General features: G+C 69.7%; 17 protein-coding genes. 9 read left to right on the top strand and 8 right to left on the bottom strand.

Translation table 11 applies throughout. From position 1 onward, the window contains the following. Positions 1-398: 398 nt before the first annotated feature. The 3 genes from AC0IY0_RS21090 to AC0IY0_RS21080 are packed head-to-tail and all read left to right on the top strand — an operon-like array spanning position 399 to position 3,430. The gene (locus AC0IY0_RS21090) at positions 399-1,094 is read left to right on the top strand and encodes a response regulator transcription factor (RefSeq protein ID WP_147910430.1); all 696 of its coding nucleotides are present in this window, start codon (positions 399-401) and stop codon (positions 1,092-1,094) included. 2 nt (positions 1,095-1,096) lie between these two features. Beyond that, positions 1,097-2,596 carry a sensor histidine kinase gene (locus tag AC0IY0_RS21085; RefSeq protein WP_471765374.1) on the top strand — a complete coding sequence of 500 codons (1,500 nt, stop codon included), beginning with the start codon at positions 1,097-1,099 and terminating at the stop codon, positions 2,594-2,596. A gap of 48 nt (positions 2,597-2,644) precedes the next feature. After that, positions 2,645-3,430 (top strand): 3-hydroxybutyrate dehydrogenase, encoded by a 786-nt coding sequence (locus tag AC0IY0_RS21080; protein WP_471765367.1) that lies wholly within the window; start codon positions 2,645-2,647, stop codon positions 3,428-3,430. Between the two features lie 48 nt (positions 3,431-3,478). Here the strand turns inward: AC0IY0_RS21080 and AC0IY0_RS21075 are convergent, their stop codons facing one another. Both AC0IY0_RS21075 and meaB read right to left on the bottom strand, forming a co-directional pair. Further along, complete coding sequence (locus tag AC0IY0_RS21075; RefSeq protein WP_147910428.1) at positions 3,479-3,856, bottom strand: CsbD family protein; 378 nt, start codon at positions 3,854-3,856, stop codon at positions 3,479-3,481. A 178-nt stretch (positions 3,857-4,034) separates the two neighbouring features. Next, on the bottom strand, positions 4,035-5,021 hold the full coding sequence (meaB, locus tag AC0IY0_RS21070; RefSeq protein WP_147854359.1) for a methylmalonyl Co-A mutase-associated GTPase MeaB: 987 nt from the start codon (positions 5,019-5,021) through the stop codon (positions 4,035-4,037). Between the two features lie 242 nt (positions 5,022-5,263). On the opposite strand from meaB, the gene AC0IY0_RS21065 reads away from it, so the two are divergent. Continuing rightward, positions 5,264-6,292: an alpha/beta hydrolase gene (locus AC0IY0_RS21065; protein ID WP_147910426.1), complete on the top strand. Its 1,029-nt coding sequence runs from the start codon at positions 5,264-5,266 to the stop codon at positions 6,290-6,292. Positions 6,293-6,309: 17 nt separating this feature from the next. On the opposite strand, the gene AC0IY0_RS21060 is transcribed toward AC0IY0_RS21065, so the two are convergent. Further along, entirely contained in the window at positions 6,310-7,194 is an 885-nt protein-coding gene (locus AC0IY0_RS21060; RefSeq protein ID WP_147910425.1) for a transglutaminase-like domain-containing protein, read from the bottom strand. A 248-nt stretch (positions 7,195-7,442) separates the two neighbouring features. Between AC0IY0_RS21060 and AC0IY0_RS21055 the strand changes: the two genes are divergently transcribed. The 3 genes from AC0IY0_RS21055 to AC0IY0_RS21045 all read left to right on the top strand — a co-directional run bounded on the left by AC0IY0_RS21055 (position 7,443) and on the right by AC0IY0_RS21045 (position 9,578). Next, positions 7,443-7,793, top strand: a complete 351-nt coding sequence (locus AC0IY0_RS21055) for a hypothetical protein (protein WP_147910424.1) — start codon at positions 7,443-7,445, stop codon at positions 7,791-7,793. 75 nt (positions 7,794-7,868) lie between these two features. After that, positions 7,869-8,381: a DUF533 domain-containing protein gene (locus AC0IY0_RS21050; RefSeq protein ID WP_419830843.1), complete on the top strand. Its 513-nt coding sequence runs from the start codon at positions 7,869-7,871 to the stop codon at positions 8,379-8,381. A 204-nt stretch (positions 8,382-8,585) separates the two neighbouring features. Then, positions 8,586-9,578, top strand: coding sequence for an esterase (locus tag AC0IY0_RS21045; protein ID WP_471765365.1), 993 nt, complete (start codon positions 8,586-8,588; stop codon positions 9,576-9,578). A 189-nt stretch (positions 9,579-9,767) separates the two neighbouring features. On the opposite strand, the gene AC0IY0_RS21040 is transcribed toward AC0IY0_RS21045, so the two are convergent. Then, on the bottom strand, positions 9,768-10,949 hold the full coding sequence (locus AC0IY0_RS21040; RefSeq protein ID WP_471765362.1) for a pyridoxal phosphate-dependent aminotransferase: 1,182 nt from the start codon (positions 10,947-10,949) through the stop codon (positions 9,768-9,770). Positions 10,950-10,973: 24 nt separating this feature from the next. Beyond that, complete coding sequence (locus AC0IY0_RS21035) at positions 10,974-11,165, bottom strand: hypothetical protein (protein WP_147910420.1); 192 nt, start codon at positions 11,163-11,165, stop codon at positions 10,974-10,976. A gap of 176 nt (positions 11,166-11,341) precedes the next feature. Between AC0IY0_RS21035 and AC0IY0_RS21030 the strand changes: the two genes are divergently transcribed. Continuing rightward, entirely contained in the window at positions 11,342-11,632 is a 291-nt protein-coding gene (locus tag AC0IY0_RS21030) for a hypothetical protein (RefSeq protein ID WP_147910419.1), read from the top strand. A 6-nt stretch (positions 11,633-11,638) separates the two neighbouring features. On the opposite strand, the gene AC0IY0_RS21025 is transcribed toward AC0IY0_RS21030, so the two are convergent. After that, the gene (locus AC0IY0_RS21025) at positions 11,639-12,991 is read right to left on the bottom strand and encodes an ATP-binding protein (protein ID WP_471765372.1); all 1,353 of its coding nucleotides are present in this window, start codon (positions 12,989-12,991) and stop codon (positions 11,639-11,641) included. A gap of 291 nt (positions 12,992-13,282) precedes the next feature. After that, the gene (locus tag AC0IY0_RS21020) at positions 13,283-13,711 is read right to left on the bottom strand and encodes a cupin domain-containing protein (protein WP_147910543.1); all 429 of its coding nucleotides are present in this window, start codon (positions 13,709-13,711) and stop codon (positions 13,283-13,285) included. A 78-nt stretch (positions 13,712-13,789) separates the two neighbouring features. On the opposite strand from AC0IY0_RS21020, the gene AC0IY0_RS21015 reads away from it, so the two are divergent. Continuing rightward, positions 13,790-14,413: a ribonuclease D gene (locus AC0IY0_RS21015; protein ID WP_147910542.1), complete on the top strand. Its 624-nt coding sequence runs from the start codon at positions 13,790-13,792 to the stop codon at positions 14,411-14,413. A gap of 167 nt (positions 14,414-14,580) precedes the next feature. Here AC0IY0_RS21015 and AC0IY0_RS21010 read toward each other — a convergent pair whose 3' ends face one another. Further along, positions 14,581-15,219, bottom strand: a complete 639-nt coding sequence (locus AC0IY0_RS21010) for a VOC family protein (protein ID WP_147910541.1) — start codon at positions 15,217-15,219, stop codon at positions 14,581-14,583. Positions 15,220-15,241: the final 22 nt, after the last annotated feature.

Raw genomic sequence — 15,241 nt, 5'->3', positions numbered from 1 at the left:
CCATGGTACTGTGTCTCAAGGCACGGGAGAGTCGGTCGCCGCCAGACCCGCACATCGCAAACACATCCCTCGACACGTACACCGATCCCAAACAGGCCGTCCCTCACCAGGGACGGCCTGTTTGCGTTTCTGGTGCTGCTCGGACAGCCGTTCCTTACGGCATCGTCATCCTTTCGCGAGCGTCCGGTAATCGCGACGCTGCCAGGGTCGTCAGGCCGCTCACGCAGTCCGGGCCGAAACGCGACTCCTCTGATTGCGCGGTCCCCGGCTTCGGGCGAGCCGAGACCCGCCTCCAACGGTCGCGGCGCGCGTCCGACGATCATGAGGGGAGGGGGGACATCACCGTGATGACAGAGCAGCGTTTCCCCCCTTCGCGAGCCGCGCTATGGACTGGGTCCATGCGACTGCTCATCATCGAGGATGACCGGGAGGCGGCAGCCTATCTGGTGAAGGCGTTCCGCGAGACCGGACACGTCGCCGACAGCGCGCATGACGGGCTCGATGGCTACGCGCTGGCCCGCGAGGGTGCCTACGATGTGCTGATCGTCGACCGGATGCTGCCGAAGCTCGACGGCCTGTCGCTGATCCGCTCCCTCCGCGAGCAGAGCGTCGCGACTCCGGTGCTGATCCTGTCGGCGCTGGGTCAGGTCGACGACCGGGTGAAGGGCCTGCGCGCCGGCGGCGACGATTATCTTCCGAAACCCTACGCGTTCTCGGAGCTTCTGGCTCGCACGGAGGCGCTCGCCCGGCGGCAGGCCGGATCGGGCGCGGCGGAAGAGACGCGCTACAGGGTCGGCGACCTCGAACTCGACCGCCTGTCTCACCGGGTCACCCGCGCCGGCCGCGAAATCCTGCTGCAACCTCGGGAATTCCGCTTGCTCGAATACCTGATGCGGCATGCCGGCCAGGTGGTGACCCGGACGATGCTGCTCGAGCATGTCTGGGACTACCATTTCGATCCGCAAACCAACGTCATCGACGTCCACGTCTCGCGCCTGCGCGGCAAGCTCGACAAGGGTTTTGCCTCGCCGATCATTCACACGGTCCGAGGTGCCGGCTACGTCCTGCGCTTCGACGAGGGCGCGGCCGGGTGAGCATGGGCCTCCCGATCGAGCCGATGCCCCGCGAGACCTTCGGGGCCCGGTTCCAGAAGCTGTTCCGCACCACCGCGTTCAAGCTCTCGCTCGCCTATCTGGCAATCTTCGCCCTCTGCGCCTTCCTGGCTCTCGGCTACGTCGCCTGGAACGCCCGGACGGTGTTGGACGACCAGATCGTCTCGACCATCGATGCCGAGATCAACGGCTTGTCCGAGCAGTACAATGCCGGGGGGCTCCGGCGGCTGATCACCGTCGTCGAGCGCCGGTCCCGCGAGCCAGGCGCGTCCCTCTATCTGGTGACCACGGCGAGCGGCGAGCACGTCGTCGGCAATGTCGGCTACGTCCCGGCGGCGGTGCTGGCGAGCCCTGGCCAGAGTGAGACCCGATACGGGCGGGGCGATTCGGACGTCGATCCCCATCGGGCGATCGTGCGGGTGTTCACCCTTCCGGGCGGATTCCGGCTGCTCGTCGGACGCGACACCGAGGAGCGCGACCGGTTGCGTGCGGTGATCGGCCGGGCGTTCGGCACCTCCCTCGCCGCCGTGGTGATCCTGGGCGTGATCGGTGGCTGGCTGGCGGCGAGCCGGGTCCTGCGCCGGGTCGACGCCATGACGCAGACAACCCGCGCGATCATGGCCGGCGACCTCGACGGACGACTCTACGTCGCGGGCAACGGCGACGAGCTTGACCGCCTCGCTGCGAGCCTCAACCTGATGCTGGAGCGGATCGGCGAACTGATGCGCGGGATGCGCGAGGTCTCCGACAACATCGCCCACGACTTGAAGACGCCGCTGACACGCCTGCGCAACCGGGCCGACGAGGCCCTGCGCAAAGCCGCCTCGCCGGACGAGCTGCGCAACGCCCTCGAAGCGGTGACCGAGGAGAGCGACGGGCTGATCCGGGTGTTCAACGCGCTGCTGATGATCGCGCGCCTGGAAGCCGGAAGCGCTCGAGAGATCCTGGCGCCGGTCGATCTCGGCGCCGCCGTCCGGGAGGTCGGGGAACTCTATGAGGCGCTGGCCGAGGATCAGGGGTTGGACCTCGACGTGCGCGCGGAGGATGGCCTGATCATCGCGGGCAACCGTGAGCTGATCGGGCAGGCGCTGGCCAACCTGATCGACAACGCCCTCAAGTACGGGGCGGATGGATCGGAGACCCGGGTGGCGGTCGAGGCCGTGCGCTCCGGTGATGCCGTCCGCCTCACCGTGTCGGATCACGGACCGGGTATCCCGGAGGCCGAACGCGAGCGCGTATTGGGCCGGTTCGTCCGGCTGGAGGATGCGCGTTCGCGGCCGGGCTTCGGGCTGGGGCTCAGCCTGGTGAACGCCGTGGTGCGCCTGCATCGCGGGACGCTGCGGCTGTCCGACAACGCGCCTGGGCTGCGGATCGAGCTTGCGTTCCCGGCGCAGAATGTGACCCCGGATTCGAGTGACGGCGCGGCCGAAGCGATACCGTCTCCGGCGGATGCGCCGGGAGGCTCGATTTCGCGCCGGCCTTGAGGCAGGTACGTCGTCACGACATCCCGCCACCGCGACCCAGGAGGTTCCATGGCCCTCACGTCCAAGACCGCCCTCGTCACCGGATCCACCAGCGGCATCGGCCTTGCCATCGCGCGCGGCCTCGCGGCCGAGGGAGCCAACGTCGTGCTCAACGGCTTCGGGGATGCGCAGGCCATCGAGGAGACCCGCGCCGGGATCGAGCGCGAGCACAGGGTGAAGGTTCAGTATTCAGCCGCCGACATGAGCAAGCCCGATGCGATCGGCGAGATGGTGCGGGAGGCCGAGGCGGCATTCGGCGCCATCGACGTGCTGGTCAACAATGCCGGCATTCAGTTCGTCTCGCCGATCGAGGACTTCCCACCGGAGAAGTGGGAGCAGATCATCGCGATCAACCTGTCCTCGGCGTTTCACGCGATGCATGCCGCGATCCCCGGCATGAAGGCCCGGGGCTGGGGGCGGATCATCAACACTGCCTCGGCGCACTCGCTGGTGGCCTCGCCGTTCAAGTCCGCCTACGTGGCGGCCAAGCATGGGATCAGCGGGCTCAGCAAGGCCGCAGCCCTCGAGCTCGCGCCGCACAAGATCACGGTGAACTGCATCTCGCCGGGCTACGTCTGGACGCCGCTAGTCGAGGCACAGATCCCCGACACTATGAAGGCGCGCGGCCTGACCAAGGAGCAGGTGATCGAGGACGTAATGCTGAAGGCGCAGCCGACGAAGGAGTTCGTCACCGTCGATCAGGTGGCGGCGCTCGCGGTGTTCCTGTGCTCCGATGCGGCGAGCCAGATCACCGGGGCCAATATCAGCATGGATGGCGGCTGGACCGCCCAGTAGCGTCGTAGAGTGGCGGCCTCGCCGGAACGTCGGCGAGGCCGCCTCCGATCAGCGGCGCCCGTGGAACAGCAGGGCGATCCCGTAGCCGACCGCGCCGGCGATCAGCAGCGCGACCAGCGGGTTTTCCTCGACGCGGGCGCCGACGGCGGCGCGGCCGTCGCGCAGGTAGGCACCGCCCCGCTCGTAGGCGTCGCCCGCGACATCCCCGGCCCGGCCATAGGCGTCTCCGGCATAATCAGTCGCCTTGTCGGCGAGGTCCCGGGCCTTGTCCTTGACCTGCCCGTAGGCGTTCTCAGCCTGACCCTGGACATCGCGTACCCGGCCTTCCACCGAATCCCGGTTCGAGCCCACGAAGTCGCCCGCCGCACCCTGGGCCTTACCCAGGGCTTCCTTGGCGCCGCCAACGATCCGATCCGTATCCACCATGACACTCTCCTCGACGTGACCGCGGCACCGGTACGGGAGGAGGTGCCGCAGAATTCCTCGTCGTGCAGCGAACGCGCGAGACCGGGTTTGCGTACCGTGACCCGGCGATTTTCTGTGCCTTGGGCCGCGCGGCGTCGATCAGGGTAAACAAGCCGGTGCCGGAACGGGCCGCGGTGCCTCAGAGGCCGATCAACTCGGCGATGGCCGCGGCTCCAGCGGCGGGCGAGGTCTCGCCGCGGGCGACGCCGGCCTCGGCCTCGGCGGTGCTGCGCCTGACCTCGGGCGAGCCGACAAGGCGCTGGTGCAACCGCTCGTGAACGAGCGCCCACATCCATTTCACGTCCTGCGTCCGGCGCTTGGCTTGGATCTCCCCGGTGGCGGTGAGCTTTTCCCGGTGATCGACGATCCGCGCCCAGAGCGCGTCGAGGCGCAGGTTGTGGAAGCCCGAGATCGTGACCACAGGCGGCGTCCAGGTTGACGATGCGGGGGTGAGGATGTGCAGGGCGGCGCGGTATTCCGAGGCCGCCGCGTTGGCCCGCTGCTCGGCCTCGCCGGAATCGGCCTTGTTGACCGCGATCATGTCGGCGAGTTCCAGGATGCCCTTCTTGATGCCCTGAAGCTCGTCGCCGGCCCCGGGCAGCATCAGCACGAGGAAGAAGTCGGTGAGGTCGGCGACCGCCGTCTCCGACTGGCCGACGCCCACCGTCTCCACCAGGATCACGTCGAAGCCGGCCGCCTCGCAGAGCAGCATGGTCTCGCGGGTCTTGGCCGCGACGCCGCCCAGCGTTCCGGAGGACGGGGAGGGGCGGATGAACGCCTTGGGATCGTGGGCGAGCCGCGCCATCCGGGTCTTGTCGCCGAGGATCGAACCGCCGGTGCGCGATGAGGACGGGTCGACTGCCAACACCGCGACCTTGTGGCCGGCCTCCGTCAGGTTCGATCCGAGGGCATCGATGGTCGTGGACTTGCCGACCCCCGGCACGCCCGTGATGCCGACCCGGATCGCCTTGCCGGTCTCCGGCAGAACCGAGTCGATCAAGGCGGCGGCGAGCGCCCGATGGTCGGCGCGTTTCGACTCCGCCAGGGTGATCGCCCGGGCCAGGGCGGCACGGTCGCCGCCCAGCAGTCGCGCGCGCAGGCTCTCGATGTCGATGGTCGGCGTCATGGATCCTTCATGGCGGCGGTTGGCGCTGCCGTCGAGGGGGTATCGTCGCCGGGCCGCGGCCGCGGGGTCTGAGCCGTCTCAACGCGCGCGCGATCAAGCCCGCAGGGTCGACCCCCAACCCTGTGTCCGCGGCACCACGGGGGGCTGAATACCCGTACTCCACAGGGCCGGTGGGCGATCGTGCCCCGCCACGGTCACGATCCTGCGCGACGGATGGCGCCCCGCCCGAACGCACCCGGATCATGTCGAGCCAGACCGTCTCACGCCGCGCACTCCTCCGGATCGGCGCCCTCGCGGGGGCGGCGGGGCTCGCTCCGAGCCTTGGCGCCTGCGTCACCGATGACCTCGGCACCTCTGCGGCGCTGCCCGAAAAGCAGTCGGCGCTGGACGTCATGCCGGTGCTGCTGGTGGCCACGACGCGCAAGCCGGTGGGCAACCCGCCCCGGCCGCCGTACTTCAATTCCGAGCGCGGGCGCGGCCTGAGCTTCGCGGAGGTGCGCCTGTCGCCCCCCGACCGCTCGCTGCTCGGCAAGGTGTCGGCAGTCATCACCGGCGACTGGACCATCGGGGCCGTACCCAAGACCGAGAGCGGCCCAGGTGCCGCCGAGGCCTTCGCGCAGGCGGCGCTCGGCCGCGACGTGCTGATCTACGTCCACGGGTATCGGGAATCGTTCGAATCCGCCGCCGTGAGCGCGGCGCGCCTGTCGGACGGCATCCGGTTCCGGGGCGTCTCGGGCCTGTTCACCTGGCCGTCCGCCGCCGCGACCTTCGACTACAACTACGATCGCGAGAGCGCGCTCTGGTCGCGCGATGCCTTCGAGGACCTGCTGAAGGCCGTCACGTCGACATCGAGCGCCGGGCGGATCAACATCGTCGCCCATTCGATGGGCACGCTGCTGACCCTCGAGACCATCCGGATGCTGCGGGCCGAAGCCGGCGAGGCCGCCATGGCGCGGATCGGCGCGGTGGTGCTGGCCGCCCCCGACATCGATTTCGACCTGTTCTCGAACGGCGTCGCCCGGCTCGGCCCCGACGTGTCGAAGATCACCGTGATCTCATCGACCAACGACCGGGCGCTCGAACTGTCCGCGGCGATCGCGGGCGGCGTCCGGGCCGGCGCCGCCGACCGCGCCAAGCTTGAGGCGCTCGGCGTGCGCGTGGCCGACGCCTCCGATTACGGCGGCGGCCTGATCAACCACGACCTGTTCCTGTCGAACCCCGAGGTGCAGGCGGTGGTCAAGCGCGCCATCGCCCGCGGGGCGGGGGTCTGAGAAAGCCAGCCCGGCACTCACCCCATCCGGGTCGCCATGCTCTGCGGCGGCAGCGGCTCTTCGGGTAGGATCGGTGCGTCGCCGGACGCGTCGAGATGGTCGATCCGTTCGGCCCAGACCCGGAAGCCGACGAGGGGATTGGGGCCGAACGTGTGGGTCAGCGGCACGTCCGCGGCGTCGCGGCCGTAGGCGACCATCACCCGGCCGATCCGCGGGCTGTTGTTGCGCGGGTCGAACACGTGCCAGCGCCCGCCGAGAAACACCTCCATCCAGGCCGCGAAGTCGCCGGCCGGGTGCGGCTCGGGCTCCCCGATGAAGCTGATGTAGCCCGTGCAGTAGCGGGTCGGCACGTTAAGGGCGCGGCAGAAGGCCACGGCGAGGTGGGTGAAGTCGCGGCAGACGCCCCGGCCGCCGGCATAGGCATCCTGCGCCGTGCGGTCGCCATGGGCGAACTCGTACCCGAATGCGATGTGGTCGTGCACGAAGTCGCAAACTGCCTGCACCCGGCCCCAGCCCGGCTCGAGATGTCCGAACAGCCGCCATGCCTCGTCGGCCAGCAAGTCGGATTCGCAGTAGCGGCTGGGCAGCAGGAACACGATCGTCTCGGGCGGCAGCGCCTCGATCGCGTGCTGCTCGGCCTCGGGATGGGCCGGGTCCGGGCTTCCGTCGTCGCCGATCACCGCGTCGGTCCCGAGGGTGAAGTTCCCCGCCGGGGCGGTCAACCGGCCGCACAGGTTGCCGAAGCCGTCGCGATAGAGATCGACCGGCACCGGCGGCTCGGTGCGGAGCGTGTCGGGCGCCTCGAGGGCGTCCGCCCGGGTGGGATGCACGTTCAGCATCACCACCATCGGGACCGGATAGGGGAAGGCGTAGCGCATCTCGCAGCCGAGCCTGATCCGCATCCGCGGTGATCCTTCTTTCCGTTTGGTTTCGTTACGGCCATCGGCCGGGCAGGATTCGCGCCACGCATTCGCGGCGGACTGACTGAGACGGGCTTGGCGGGCGTCCGGTTCACCCCTACAGCATCCGCGCGCGGCGCTCATGACCGCCGGGGTAAGCTTAGGCATTTCTCCCCGGGGCGGTGCGTCGCACCCGCGCGCGATCCCGCTGACCGGGCGCGCCAAGGACGGTTACGAGAAGGATGCCGGCCATGTTCACGCTCGAGATCGAGGGCACCGCCGTGGCGGTGATCAACAGCGACGAGGCGTCCGCCAAGGACCTCTTCACCTGCGAGGGTTTCAAGGAAGACATCCGGACGATGACGAGCGACGGCAAGCCGCTCTGGAACGGCACCTCGCCGCTCACGATCCGGGCCGCCAACGAGGACGAGATCGAGATCTTCGAGGATGCGCTCGCCGAGGATGACGGCGAGGGCGAGTTCACCGACGACAAGCACCATGCCGGCGGCGACACCGCCGAGGAGGAAGACGAGGACGAGGCGGACATCGTCTTCCTCGTCGACATCGACGAGGCGGACGAGGACGACGAAGCCGACGCCTGACATCTGCCGCTGAACTTGGCCGCCTCCCGGGGGTTTCCGATCCGATTCGGAATGCAACACCCCGGGAGGACGGACATGGCTGACAGCAGGCAGATCGTTGACGCGCTGGTGCGCGCGCGGCGCGGCGGGATCGCCGCAAGCGCGGCTCTTGGCGGCCTCGCGCTGATCGGGGGGATCGCCTACCGGGCGCTGCGCGGTTCGGCGCCGCCGTCCCAGGACGGCCCGGACTTCTCGAAGGTCGACGAGGACGAGGCCCGGCTGATGCTGCGGGCCATGGTGGCCGCCACCATCGCGGACGGCATGATCGATACCGCCGAGCGCAAGCGCCTCGACGCGGCGGTGGCCGAGGCCGGCCTCGATCCCGACGGGCGGGCCTGGCTCGACCGGGAACTGGAAAGCCCCGCCGAGATCGACGAGATCGCCGAACGGGTGAACGAGCCGGAGGCGGCGGCGCGGATTTACGCGGCCGCGCGGCTCGCGATCGATCCGGACACGCTGCAGGAGCGTCAGTTCCTGAAGATGCTCGCCGAGGCCCTCGACGTGCCCGGCAACGCAACCGCCTCGATCGAGCGAGACATCGGCGCCTGACCGATATCCATACCCGGCTTTGGATCTCCCGCGGCGGCCGAGCTTCGTGCTAGCGTTGCGGTGCGGTGATCCGGGTCGACGCGTCCCGGCCGCTGAAGGCCGGGACGTTCCATGCCAGTGCTGCCGCCATCGCCCGCTCGGTCCCATGAGCGACGGGCCGTCCGGGGCCTCACCGGGGCTCTGCTCGCCGGGAGTCTGATCGCCATGAGCGTCGCCCCCGTCCGCGCCGCCGATCCGCCGCCCGCCCCCCTGACTCTGGCGGGCCAGGGCAGCTTCTTCGTCGGCGGTCGCGATATCCAGTCCGATACGCTCTCGACCCTGCCGGCCTACGCGCCGTCCGGGACGATCACGGTCGATCAGGTCTATGTGCGCTATCAGATTCCGGTCGAGCCCGTGCGGCCGCCGGTGGTTCTGATCCACGGCTGCTGCCTCACCGGCAAGACCTGGGAGACGACCCCGGACGGGCGAATGGGCTGGGACGAGTTCTTCGTCCGTCGCGGCTTCCCGACCTACGTCATCGACCAAGCGTGGCGCGGGCGCTCGGCGATCAGCCCGGCCCAGATCGACGCGGTGAAGATGGGCAAGGCCGAGGCCGATTCGCTGCCGCCGGTCTTCTCCGCCGGGCGCGAGCCGGCCTGGGCGATCTTCCGGTTCGGGCCGGAATACCCGAAGGTGTTTCCGGGCATGCAATTCCCCCTGGAAGCCCAGGGCGAGTTCTGGAAGCAGATGGTCGCCGACTGGTCCGCCGCCCTGCCGGTGCCGAACCCGACCGTGCCGGCCCTGTCGGAACTCGCCAAACGGCTGAAGGGCGCGGTGCTGGTCTCGCACTCGCAATCGGGCATCTACCCGTTCCAGACCGCTGCTCTCGACCGCACCGGGATCCGGGCCATCGTGGCGATCGAGCCCGCCGCCTGCCCGGATCCGGCCAAGGACGATCTGGCCCCCTACAAGGACCTGCCGATCCTGGTCCTGTTCGGCGACTACGTCGACGCCTCGCCCCGCTGGGCACCCCGGCTCAAGCAGTGCCGCAGCTTCGTGGCGGCTGCGAACGCGGCCGGCGGCCGGGCCGAGCTGATCCTGCTCCCGGAAATCGGGATCCACGGCAATTCGCACATGCTGATGCAGGACAAGAACAGCCTCGACATCGCCGACTGGCTGGCCGGCTGGATCGAGAAGCGGGTGACGGGGAAATCCTGATCGGACAGCCGGCGTCGCAACCGGCCCGTCCTCCCAATCATCACCTCATCCTGAGGTGATGCGCAGCAGCCGCGAAGGAGCCGTCCAGGAATCGCGCGGTGGGCGGGAGGACTTCTTCGCGGGCTTCGCTTTGCTACGCCACCGCAGGATGAGGGGGAAATCCGGAACGGGCTCGTCTCGTAAGCTTGGTCAGCCCGGATTCCGCTCCGACAGAAATTTTCCCATCCGCTCGAGCGCCCTGCGGATGTTCTCGGCCGAATTTGCGTAGGACAGCCGGATATAGCCTTCGCCGTGGATCCCGAAATCCGGGCCGCCGATCACCGCGACGCCCGCCTCCTCCAGCAGGGTGGCGGCGAGGGACTTGGCCTTCCACCCGGTCTCGGAGACATTCGGGAAGGCGTAGAACGCGCCCTTCGGGGCAATGCACGAGACGCCCGGCAACGCGTTCAGCCCGGCGATCACGATCGCCCGTCGCCGGTCGAACTCGGCCACCATCTCGGCCACGCAATCCTGCGGGCCGTCGAGCGCCGCGATGCCGGCCCATTGGGTCGAGGCGTTCACGCAGGAATGGGCGTTGACCGCGAGCTTCCGGGCCGCGTCGTAGAGCGGCTTCGGCCATACCGACCAGCCGAGTCGCCAGCCGGTCATCGCGTAGGTCTTCGACGCGCCGTCGAGGTAGATCAGCCGGTCGCGAATCTCGGGATAGGTCAGCAGCGAGTGATGGGCTTCGCCGTCATACGTCATCGTGCCGTAGATCTCGTCCGACAGCACTGCGACATCCGGGTGGTCGGCAACGCCCGCCACCAAAGCGTCGATCTCCGCCTTGGGCGTCACGCCACCGGTCGGGTTGGCGGGCGAGTTCACGATCAAGAGGCGGGTCTTCGGCGTGATCAGGGCCAAGGTCTCGGCGGCCGAGAAGGCGAAGCCGTTCGCCTCGCGGATCGGCACCGGCACCGGCGTCGCCCCGGTGAACTCGATCATCGAGCGATAGATCGGAAAACCCGGATCCGGGTACAGGATCTCGGCGCCGGGCTCGCCGAACATCAGGATCGCCATGAACATGGTGATTTTGCCGCCCGGCACGATCATCACGGATTCGGGCGAGACCTCGACGGCGTGACGGCGGTGGATGTCGCGCGCCACGGCCTCGCGAAGACCCGGGATGCCCACGGCCGGCGTGTAGCCGTGGTGCCCGTCGCGCAGGGCCTTGATGCCCGCCTCGACCACGTGGGCCGGCGTCGGCATGTCGGGCTGGCCGATGCCGAGATTGATCACGTCCCGCCCTTGGGCTGAGAGCGCCTGGGCGCGGGCCAGCACCGTGAACGCGTTCTCCTCGCCGATGCGCGAGAAGGCCGGGACGACGTGCAGCATCGCGCTCTCCGCGGGACGGTCGTTCTAGTGCTTGGTGCGCTCGGCGAGCTTCATGGCCCCGAACGACATCGCCACGGCGATCGCGCCCAGGATCACGAAGGTCTTCACCGAGGCGTAGAACAGGGCCGGCTCGATGCCCGTGTCCGTGTAGAGCACCAGGCCGATGGCGGCCAACGGCAGGGAGAGCAGGATGAACAGGGGGACGAGCGGGTTCATATTGGGCACTCGGATCCGGCGCGCGGTGGGCCGCGGCTCGTGGGCGTCGAACCTGCATACCACCCTGCTGCAACGGTTGGGACCCCGGCGGCGGCAGTTTTTCGCTGGATCGCGCTGCCGCTCACCGAAGCGCAAGCATTTAACCGGATACTGGCTTTCCGGGAGGAGATGCCAGTATGCGCCCAACAGCAGTTACGTCGAGAGGCAGTAGCCAAAATCTATCGCCGCTCGACATCCTGACGGCGCAGATCGGCCGGCTCCTGCGGCATCCTGCCTACAGGCGCGAAAGTGTCGTCAGTTCGCTGCTGCAGCGCCACCTGCCGAAAGATGCCGGCTATGCCTGGAACGGCGAAGCCGCCCTGCGCGACCGCCTCGGCCGTGCCGCCCTCGACGCGGCGAGCATCGACCATCTCATCCGCAACGCCCAGGCCGAGATCCAGCGCCTGCGGGGGCCGAGCGACGCCTGACGGCCGTCAGGCCGGAACCCGAACGGTCGCCCGCAGCCCGCCCAGCGGGCTCTCGTGCAGGGCGATATCCCCGCCATGCGCCCGGGCGATATCCCGGGCGATCGCCAGCCCGAGCCCGGATCCGCCCGCATCCTGGCGAGAATCATCGAGGCGCACGAACGGCTTGAACACCTCCTCGCGGCTCTCGGGCGGGATCCCCGGGCCGTCGTCGTCGATCGAGACGTAGAAGGCGCGGGCCTCCAGCCGGCCGGAGATCGCCACCGTGTCGCCGTACCGGGCGGCGTTGGCGGCGAGGTTGAACAGGCAGCGCCGGAACGCCCCCGGCCGTACCGTGACCTCCGGGGCTCCCGCCAGATTGACCTCCGAGACATGGGCCCCCAGGCGCTCAACGTCGCTGCGCAGGTCTTCCAGCAGCACGCGCATGTCCGTGGGCGTCGCCGGCTCGGCGGAATCACCGCGCGCGAAGGCGAGATAGCCCTCCAGCATCCGGCTCATCTCGTCGACGTCACGGCTGAGATCCTCGATCTCACTGGTCTGCTCGAACAACGCCAGGGAGAGGCGGAAGCGCGTGAGGATGGTGCGTAGGTCGTGGCTCACGCCGTTGAGCATCGTCGTGCGCTGCTCCATGGCCCGCTCGATGCGCCGCTTCATCTCGATGAAGGCGTGGCCGGCCTGGCGCACCTCCCGGGCTCCGCGCGGCCTGAACTCGATCTCCCGACCCTTGCCGAAGCCCTCCGCTACGGCGGCGAGCCGCAGGATCGGTTTGATCTGGTTGCGCAAAAACAGGATCGCGACGCCGAGCAGCACCAGCGACGAGCCGATCATCCAGACCAGGAAGATGTGCGAGTTCGATGCGTAGGCCTGGCTGCGCCGGGCGGTGATCCGCATCACCCCGTCGGGGATCGCGACCCGGATCTCGATCAGGTTCGAGCGGCCGACCGTGTCGATCCAGAACGGCCGTCGGATCTGGCGGCTGATCTCGTCCGAGAGCGCTTCGTCCAGGATCGAGAAGAACGGCCGCGGCCCTTGGATCGGAAGCTTGGCGCCCTTCAGGATGTCGAGGTCGAGGTTCAGCCGCTCGGCGGCGATGCGCGACAGGGTCTCGGCATCCCGGTCTTGGGGGTAGCTCTCGTAGATGTCGATCAGCGCCGCCACGTCCGCGGTCACCGCGGCCGACAGGCGCTTGGTCACGAGCTGCCAGTGCCGCTCCATGAACGTGTAGGCGATCACCGACTGGAGCAGGACCACGGGCGCGATGATGATGATCAACGACCGGGCATAGAGCCCCTTGGGCAGGACATCGCCGATCGACCGGCTCAGTCGCTTCCACAGCCGGTGCGGTGCCGAACGCGGCCGCACCGGGTCGGTCCGCAGGGTGCGCGCCAGGACGGGATCGGGGGCGTTCACGAAACCGCGCGCCCGCGTCCGCCGAGGCGGGATCGGGATCGGCGACGTGGGGGCCGTCTCAGGGGGGCGGGCATGGCGCGGGCGGCTGCGAGAGGTCGGGCGTTATCGCACCGGCACCGCGATCGGCCAAGGCGGCGCGGGCGCACGGGATGGGCCTCCGTTCCAACCCGTGCGCCGGCAGCGATGTCTCGGCCGAAGCGGTCGTCGCCCTGAATGCGGTCCGGTGCCGGTCGCGCCCGGACGCTAGCCCCTTGGCGTCGGCCGCCAGTCGGGCGGGGCCATCTCGAAGCCGGAGAAGTCGAAGCCCGGCGAGACCGTGCAGCCCACGAGCGTCCAGGCGCCGAGGCTGGTGGCGGTCTGCCAATGGCCGGCCGGCACCACGCATTGCGGGCGCTGCCCGGCGGCGAGGTCGGGTCCGAGATGCTGGGCGGTGGCGTCGTGGCCGTTCGGGCTCGTGGTGATCACCAGCGGCGCGCCGGCATGCCAGTGCCAGATCTCGGTGGCGTCCACGCGGTGCCAGGCCGAGGCCTCGCCGATGTCGAGCAAAAAATAGATCGCGGTGCCGACCGAGCGGCCGTCCACCATGCGCGGATCGCGGAAGGTCTCGCGGTAATGCCCGCCCTCCGGATGGGGTTTGAGGCCCAGGGTCGCGATCACCTCGGCTGCGGTCATGGTCTCGCCTCTCCGTCGTTCACTTGCTGCCACGGGGCCTCGATGGTACCGGCCAAATCAGTCGAAGGTCCCAAAAACATGCCGAGCCCGATCGTACGCCTCCACCGCGGCGACCTGCCCACCGATTACGATGCGGGCCGGGCGGTGGCCATCGACACCGAGACGCTCGGCCTCAACCCGCACCGGGACCGGCTCTGCGTGGTCCAGATCTCCACCGGGGACGGCACGGCGGACGTGGTCCAGATCCCGCAGGACGGCCCCGAGCCGGCGGTGCTCAAGCGCGTCCTGGCGGATCCCGAAGTCCTAAAAATCTTCCACTTCGCCCGGTTCGACGTGGCGGTGCTGTTCAAGGCGTTCGGCGTAATGCCGGCGCCGGTCTACTGCACCAAGATCGCCTCGAAGCTCGCCCGCACCTACACCGACCGCCACGGGCTCAAGGACGTGGTCCGCGAGCTGGTGGGCGTCGATCTCTCCAAGCAGCAGCAATCCTCCGATTGGGGCGCCGAGACCCTGACGCAGGCGCAGCAGGATTACGCGGCCTCGGACGTGCTCCATCTCCACGCCGCCCGGGAGCGGCTCGACGCGATGCTGGCCCGCGAGGGCCGCACCGATCTCGCCGCGGCCTGCTTCGCCTTCCTGCCGACCCGCGCCCGGCTCGATCTCGACGGGTGGCCGGAGACCGACATCTTCGCGCACACCTGAGCGGTGGCGCCCGGTCCCCGCGCGGCGATTCCTGTGCAGAACGGGGCTTTCCCGTCACCGCGGCGCGATGGGGGGCTGCTAGGTTTCCTGCGCCGGGGCTCGCGAGTCGCGGCCAGGCCCTCCTCGCCGGTCATCCACCCGATCAGGCCGGCCGGGAGGGCCCGTCCTCAGGTCAGCGTGCGCGGGCCGGACGGCGTCGCGATCCGGGCGGTGTAGCGCGGGAGCGGGCCGGGGACGATCCGCAGCGGATCGACGAGGCCGAGCCCCGCCAGCCGGGCCGCCGTCGCGTCCGGATCCGGGTGCTCCAGCGTGAAATCCGCGAGACGTGCCCCGAGATCCGGCATCGTCCCGGCCGGGTGCGGACGGCGGCCCCAATCCATCGCGTAGGGCGCGGCGCCGTCCGCCGGCCAGGTCCCGTCCGGGCGCAGGCCGAAGCGCCACGACAGCGCGCCCCGGGTCATCGTCGCCGCCGCGCCGAGCAGGTCGGGATGGGCGGCGAGCAGGGTGTCGAGGTCGTCGGTGCGGGCGACGAAGCCGCGCAGCCGCCGGCCGGCCTCCCACTCCGCCCGCACCCGCGCGGCCTCGCCGAGGCCGAACCAGCGGGCGCGCGCCGGAGGCGCTGCCTCGGGATCGACGGCGATCACTTCGAGGAACGTCGATGCGCCCAGGCGCAGCAGGTGGTTGCGGGTGCCCATTTCGGGATGGCGCCCGCCTTCCGGCATGTCGAGGCCGAGGCAGTCGCGGACATGGGCCACGCCCTCCGCGAGATCGGGGGCCACGACGACGAGGTGGTCGAGGGTGAGCATGCGTGCATCCGCCGCTTTGAAC

It is taken from the genome of Methylobacterium sp. AC315, from assembly GCF_979253755.1.
This window is presented reverse-complemented; position numbering and strand designations above follow the sequence as displayed.

Coding starts and splice junctions, on each gene's coding strand:
- AC0IY0_RS21015 (WP_147910542.1), top strand. CDS start 13,790: ATGCCGAGCCCGATCGTACGCCTCCACCGCGGCGACCTGCCCACCGAT.
- AC0IY0_RS21060 (WP_147910425.1), bottom strand. CDS start 7,194: ATGCGGATCAGGCTCGGCTGCGAGATGCGCTACGCCTTCCCCTATCCG.
- AC0IY0_RS21065 (WP_147910426.1), top strand. CDS start 5,264: ATGTCGAGCCAGACCGTCTCACGCCGCGCACTCCTCCGGATCGGCGCC.
- AC0IY0_RS21040 (WP_471765362.1), bottom strand. CDS start 10,949: ATGCTGCACGTCGTCCCGGCCTTCTCGCGCATCGGCGAGGAGAACGCG.
- AC0IY0_RS21075 (WP_147910428.1), bottom strand. CDS start 3,856: ATGGTGGATACGGATCGGATCGTTGGCGGCGCCAAGGAAGCCCTGGGT.
- AC0IY0_RS21090 (WP_147910430.1), top strand. CDS start 399: ATGCGACTGCTCATCATCGAGGATGACCGGGAGGCGGCAGCCTATCTG.
- AC0IY0_RS21085 (WP_471765374.1), top strand. CDS start 1,097: ATGGGCCTCCCGATCGAGCCGATGCCCCGCGAGACCTTCGGGGCCCGG.
- AC0IY0_RS21030 (WP_147910419.1), top strand. CDS start 11,342: ATGCGCCCAACAGCAGTTACGTCGAGAGGCAGTAGCCAAAATCTATCG.
- AC0IY0_RS21035 (WP_147910420.1), bottom strand. CDS start 11,165: ATGAACCCGCTCGTCCCCCTGTTCATCCTGCTCTCCCTGCCGTTGGCC.
- AC0IY0_RS21020 (WP_147910543.1), bottom strand. CDS start 13,711: ATGACCGCAGCCGAGGTGATCGCGACCCTGGGCCTCAAACCCCATCCG.
- AC0IY0_RS21045 (WP_471765365.1), top strand. CDS start 8,586: ATGAGCGTCGCCCCCGTCCGCGCCGCCGATCCGCCGCCCGCCCCCCTG.
- AC0IY0_RS21050 (WP_419830843.1), top strand. CDS start 7,869: ATGGCTGACAGCAGGCAGATCGTTGACGCGCTGGTGCGCGCGCGGCGC.
- AC0IY0_RS21055 (WP_147910424.1), top strand. CDS start 7,443: ATGTTCACGCTCGAGATCGAGGGCACCGCCGTGGCGGTGATCAACAGC.
- AC0IY0_RS21080 (WP_471765367.1), top strand. CDS start 2,645: ATGGCCCTCACGTCCAAGACCGCCCTCGTCACCGGATCCACCAGCGGC.
- meaB (WP_147854359.1), bottom strand. CDS start 5,021: ATGACGCCGACCATCGACATCGAGAGCCTGCGCGCGCGACTGCTGGGC.
- AC0IY0_RS21010 (WP_147910541.1), bottom strand. CDS start 15,219: ATGCTCACCCTCGACCACCTCGTCGTCGTGGCCCCCGATCTCGCGGAG.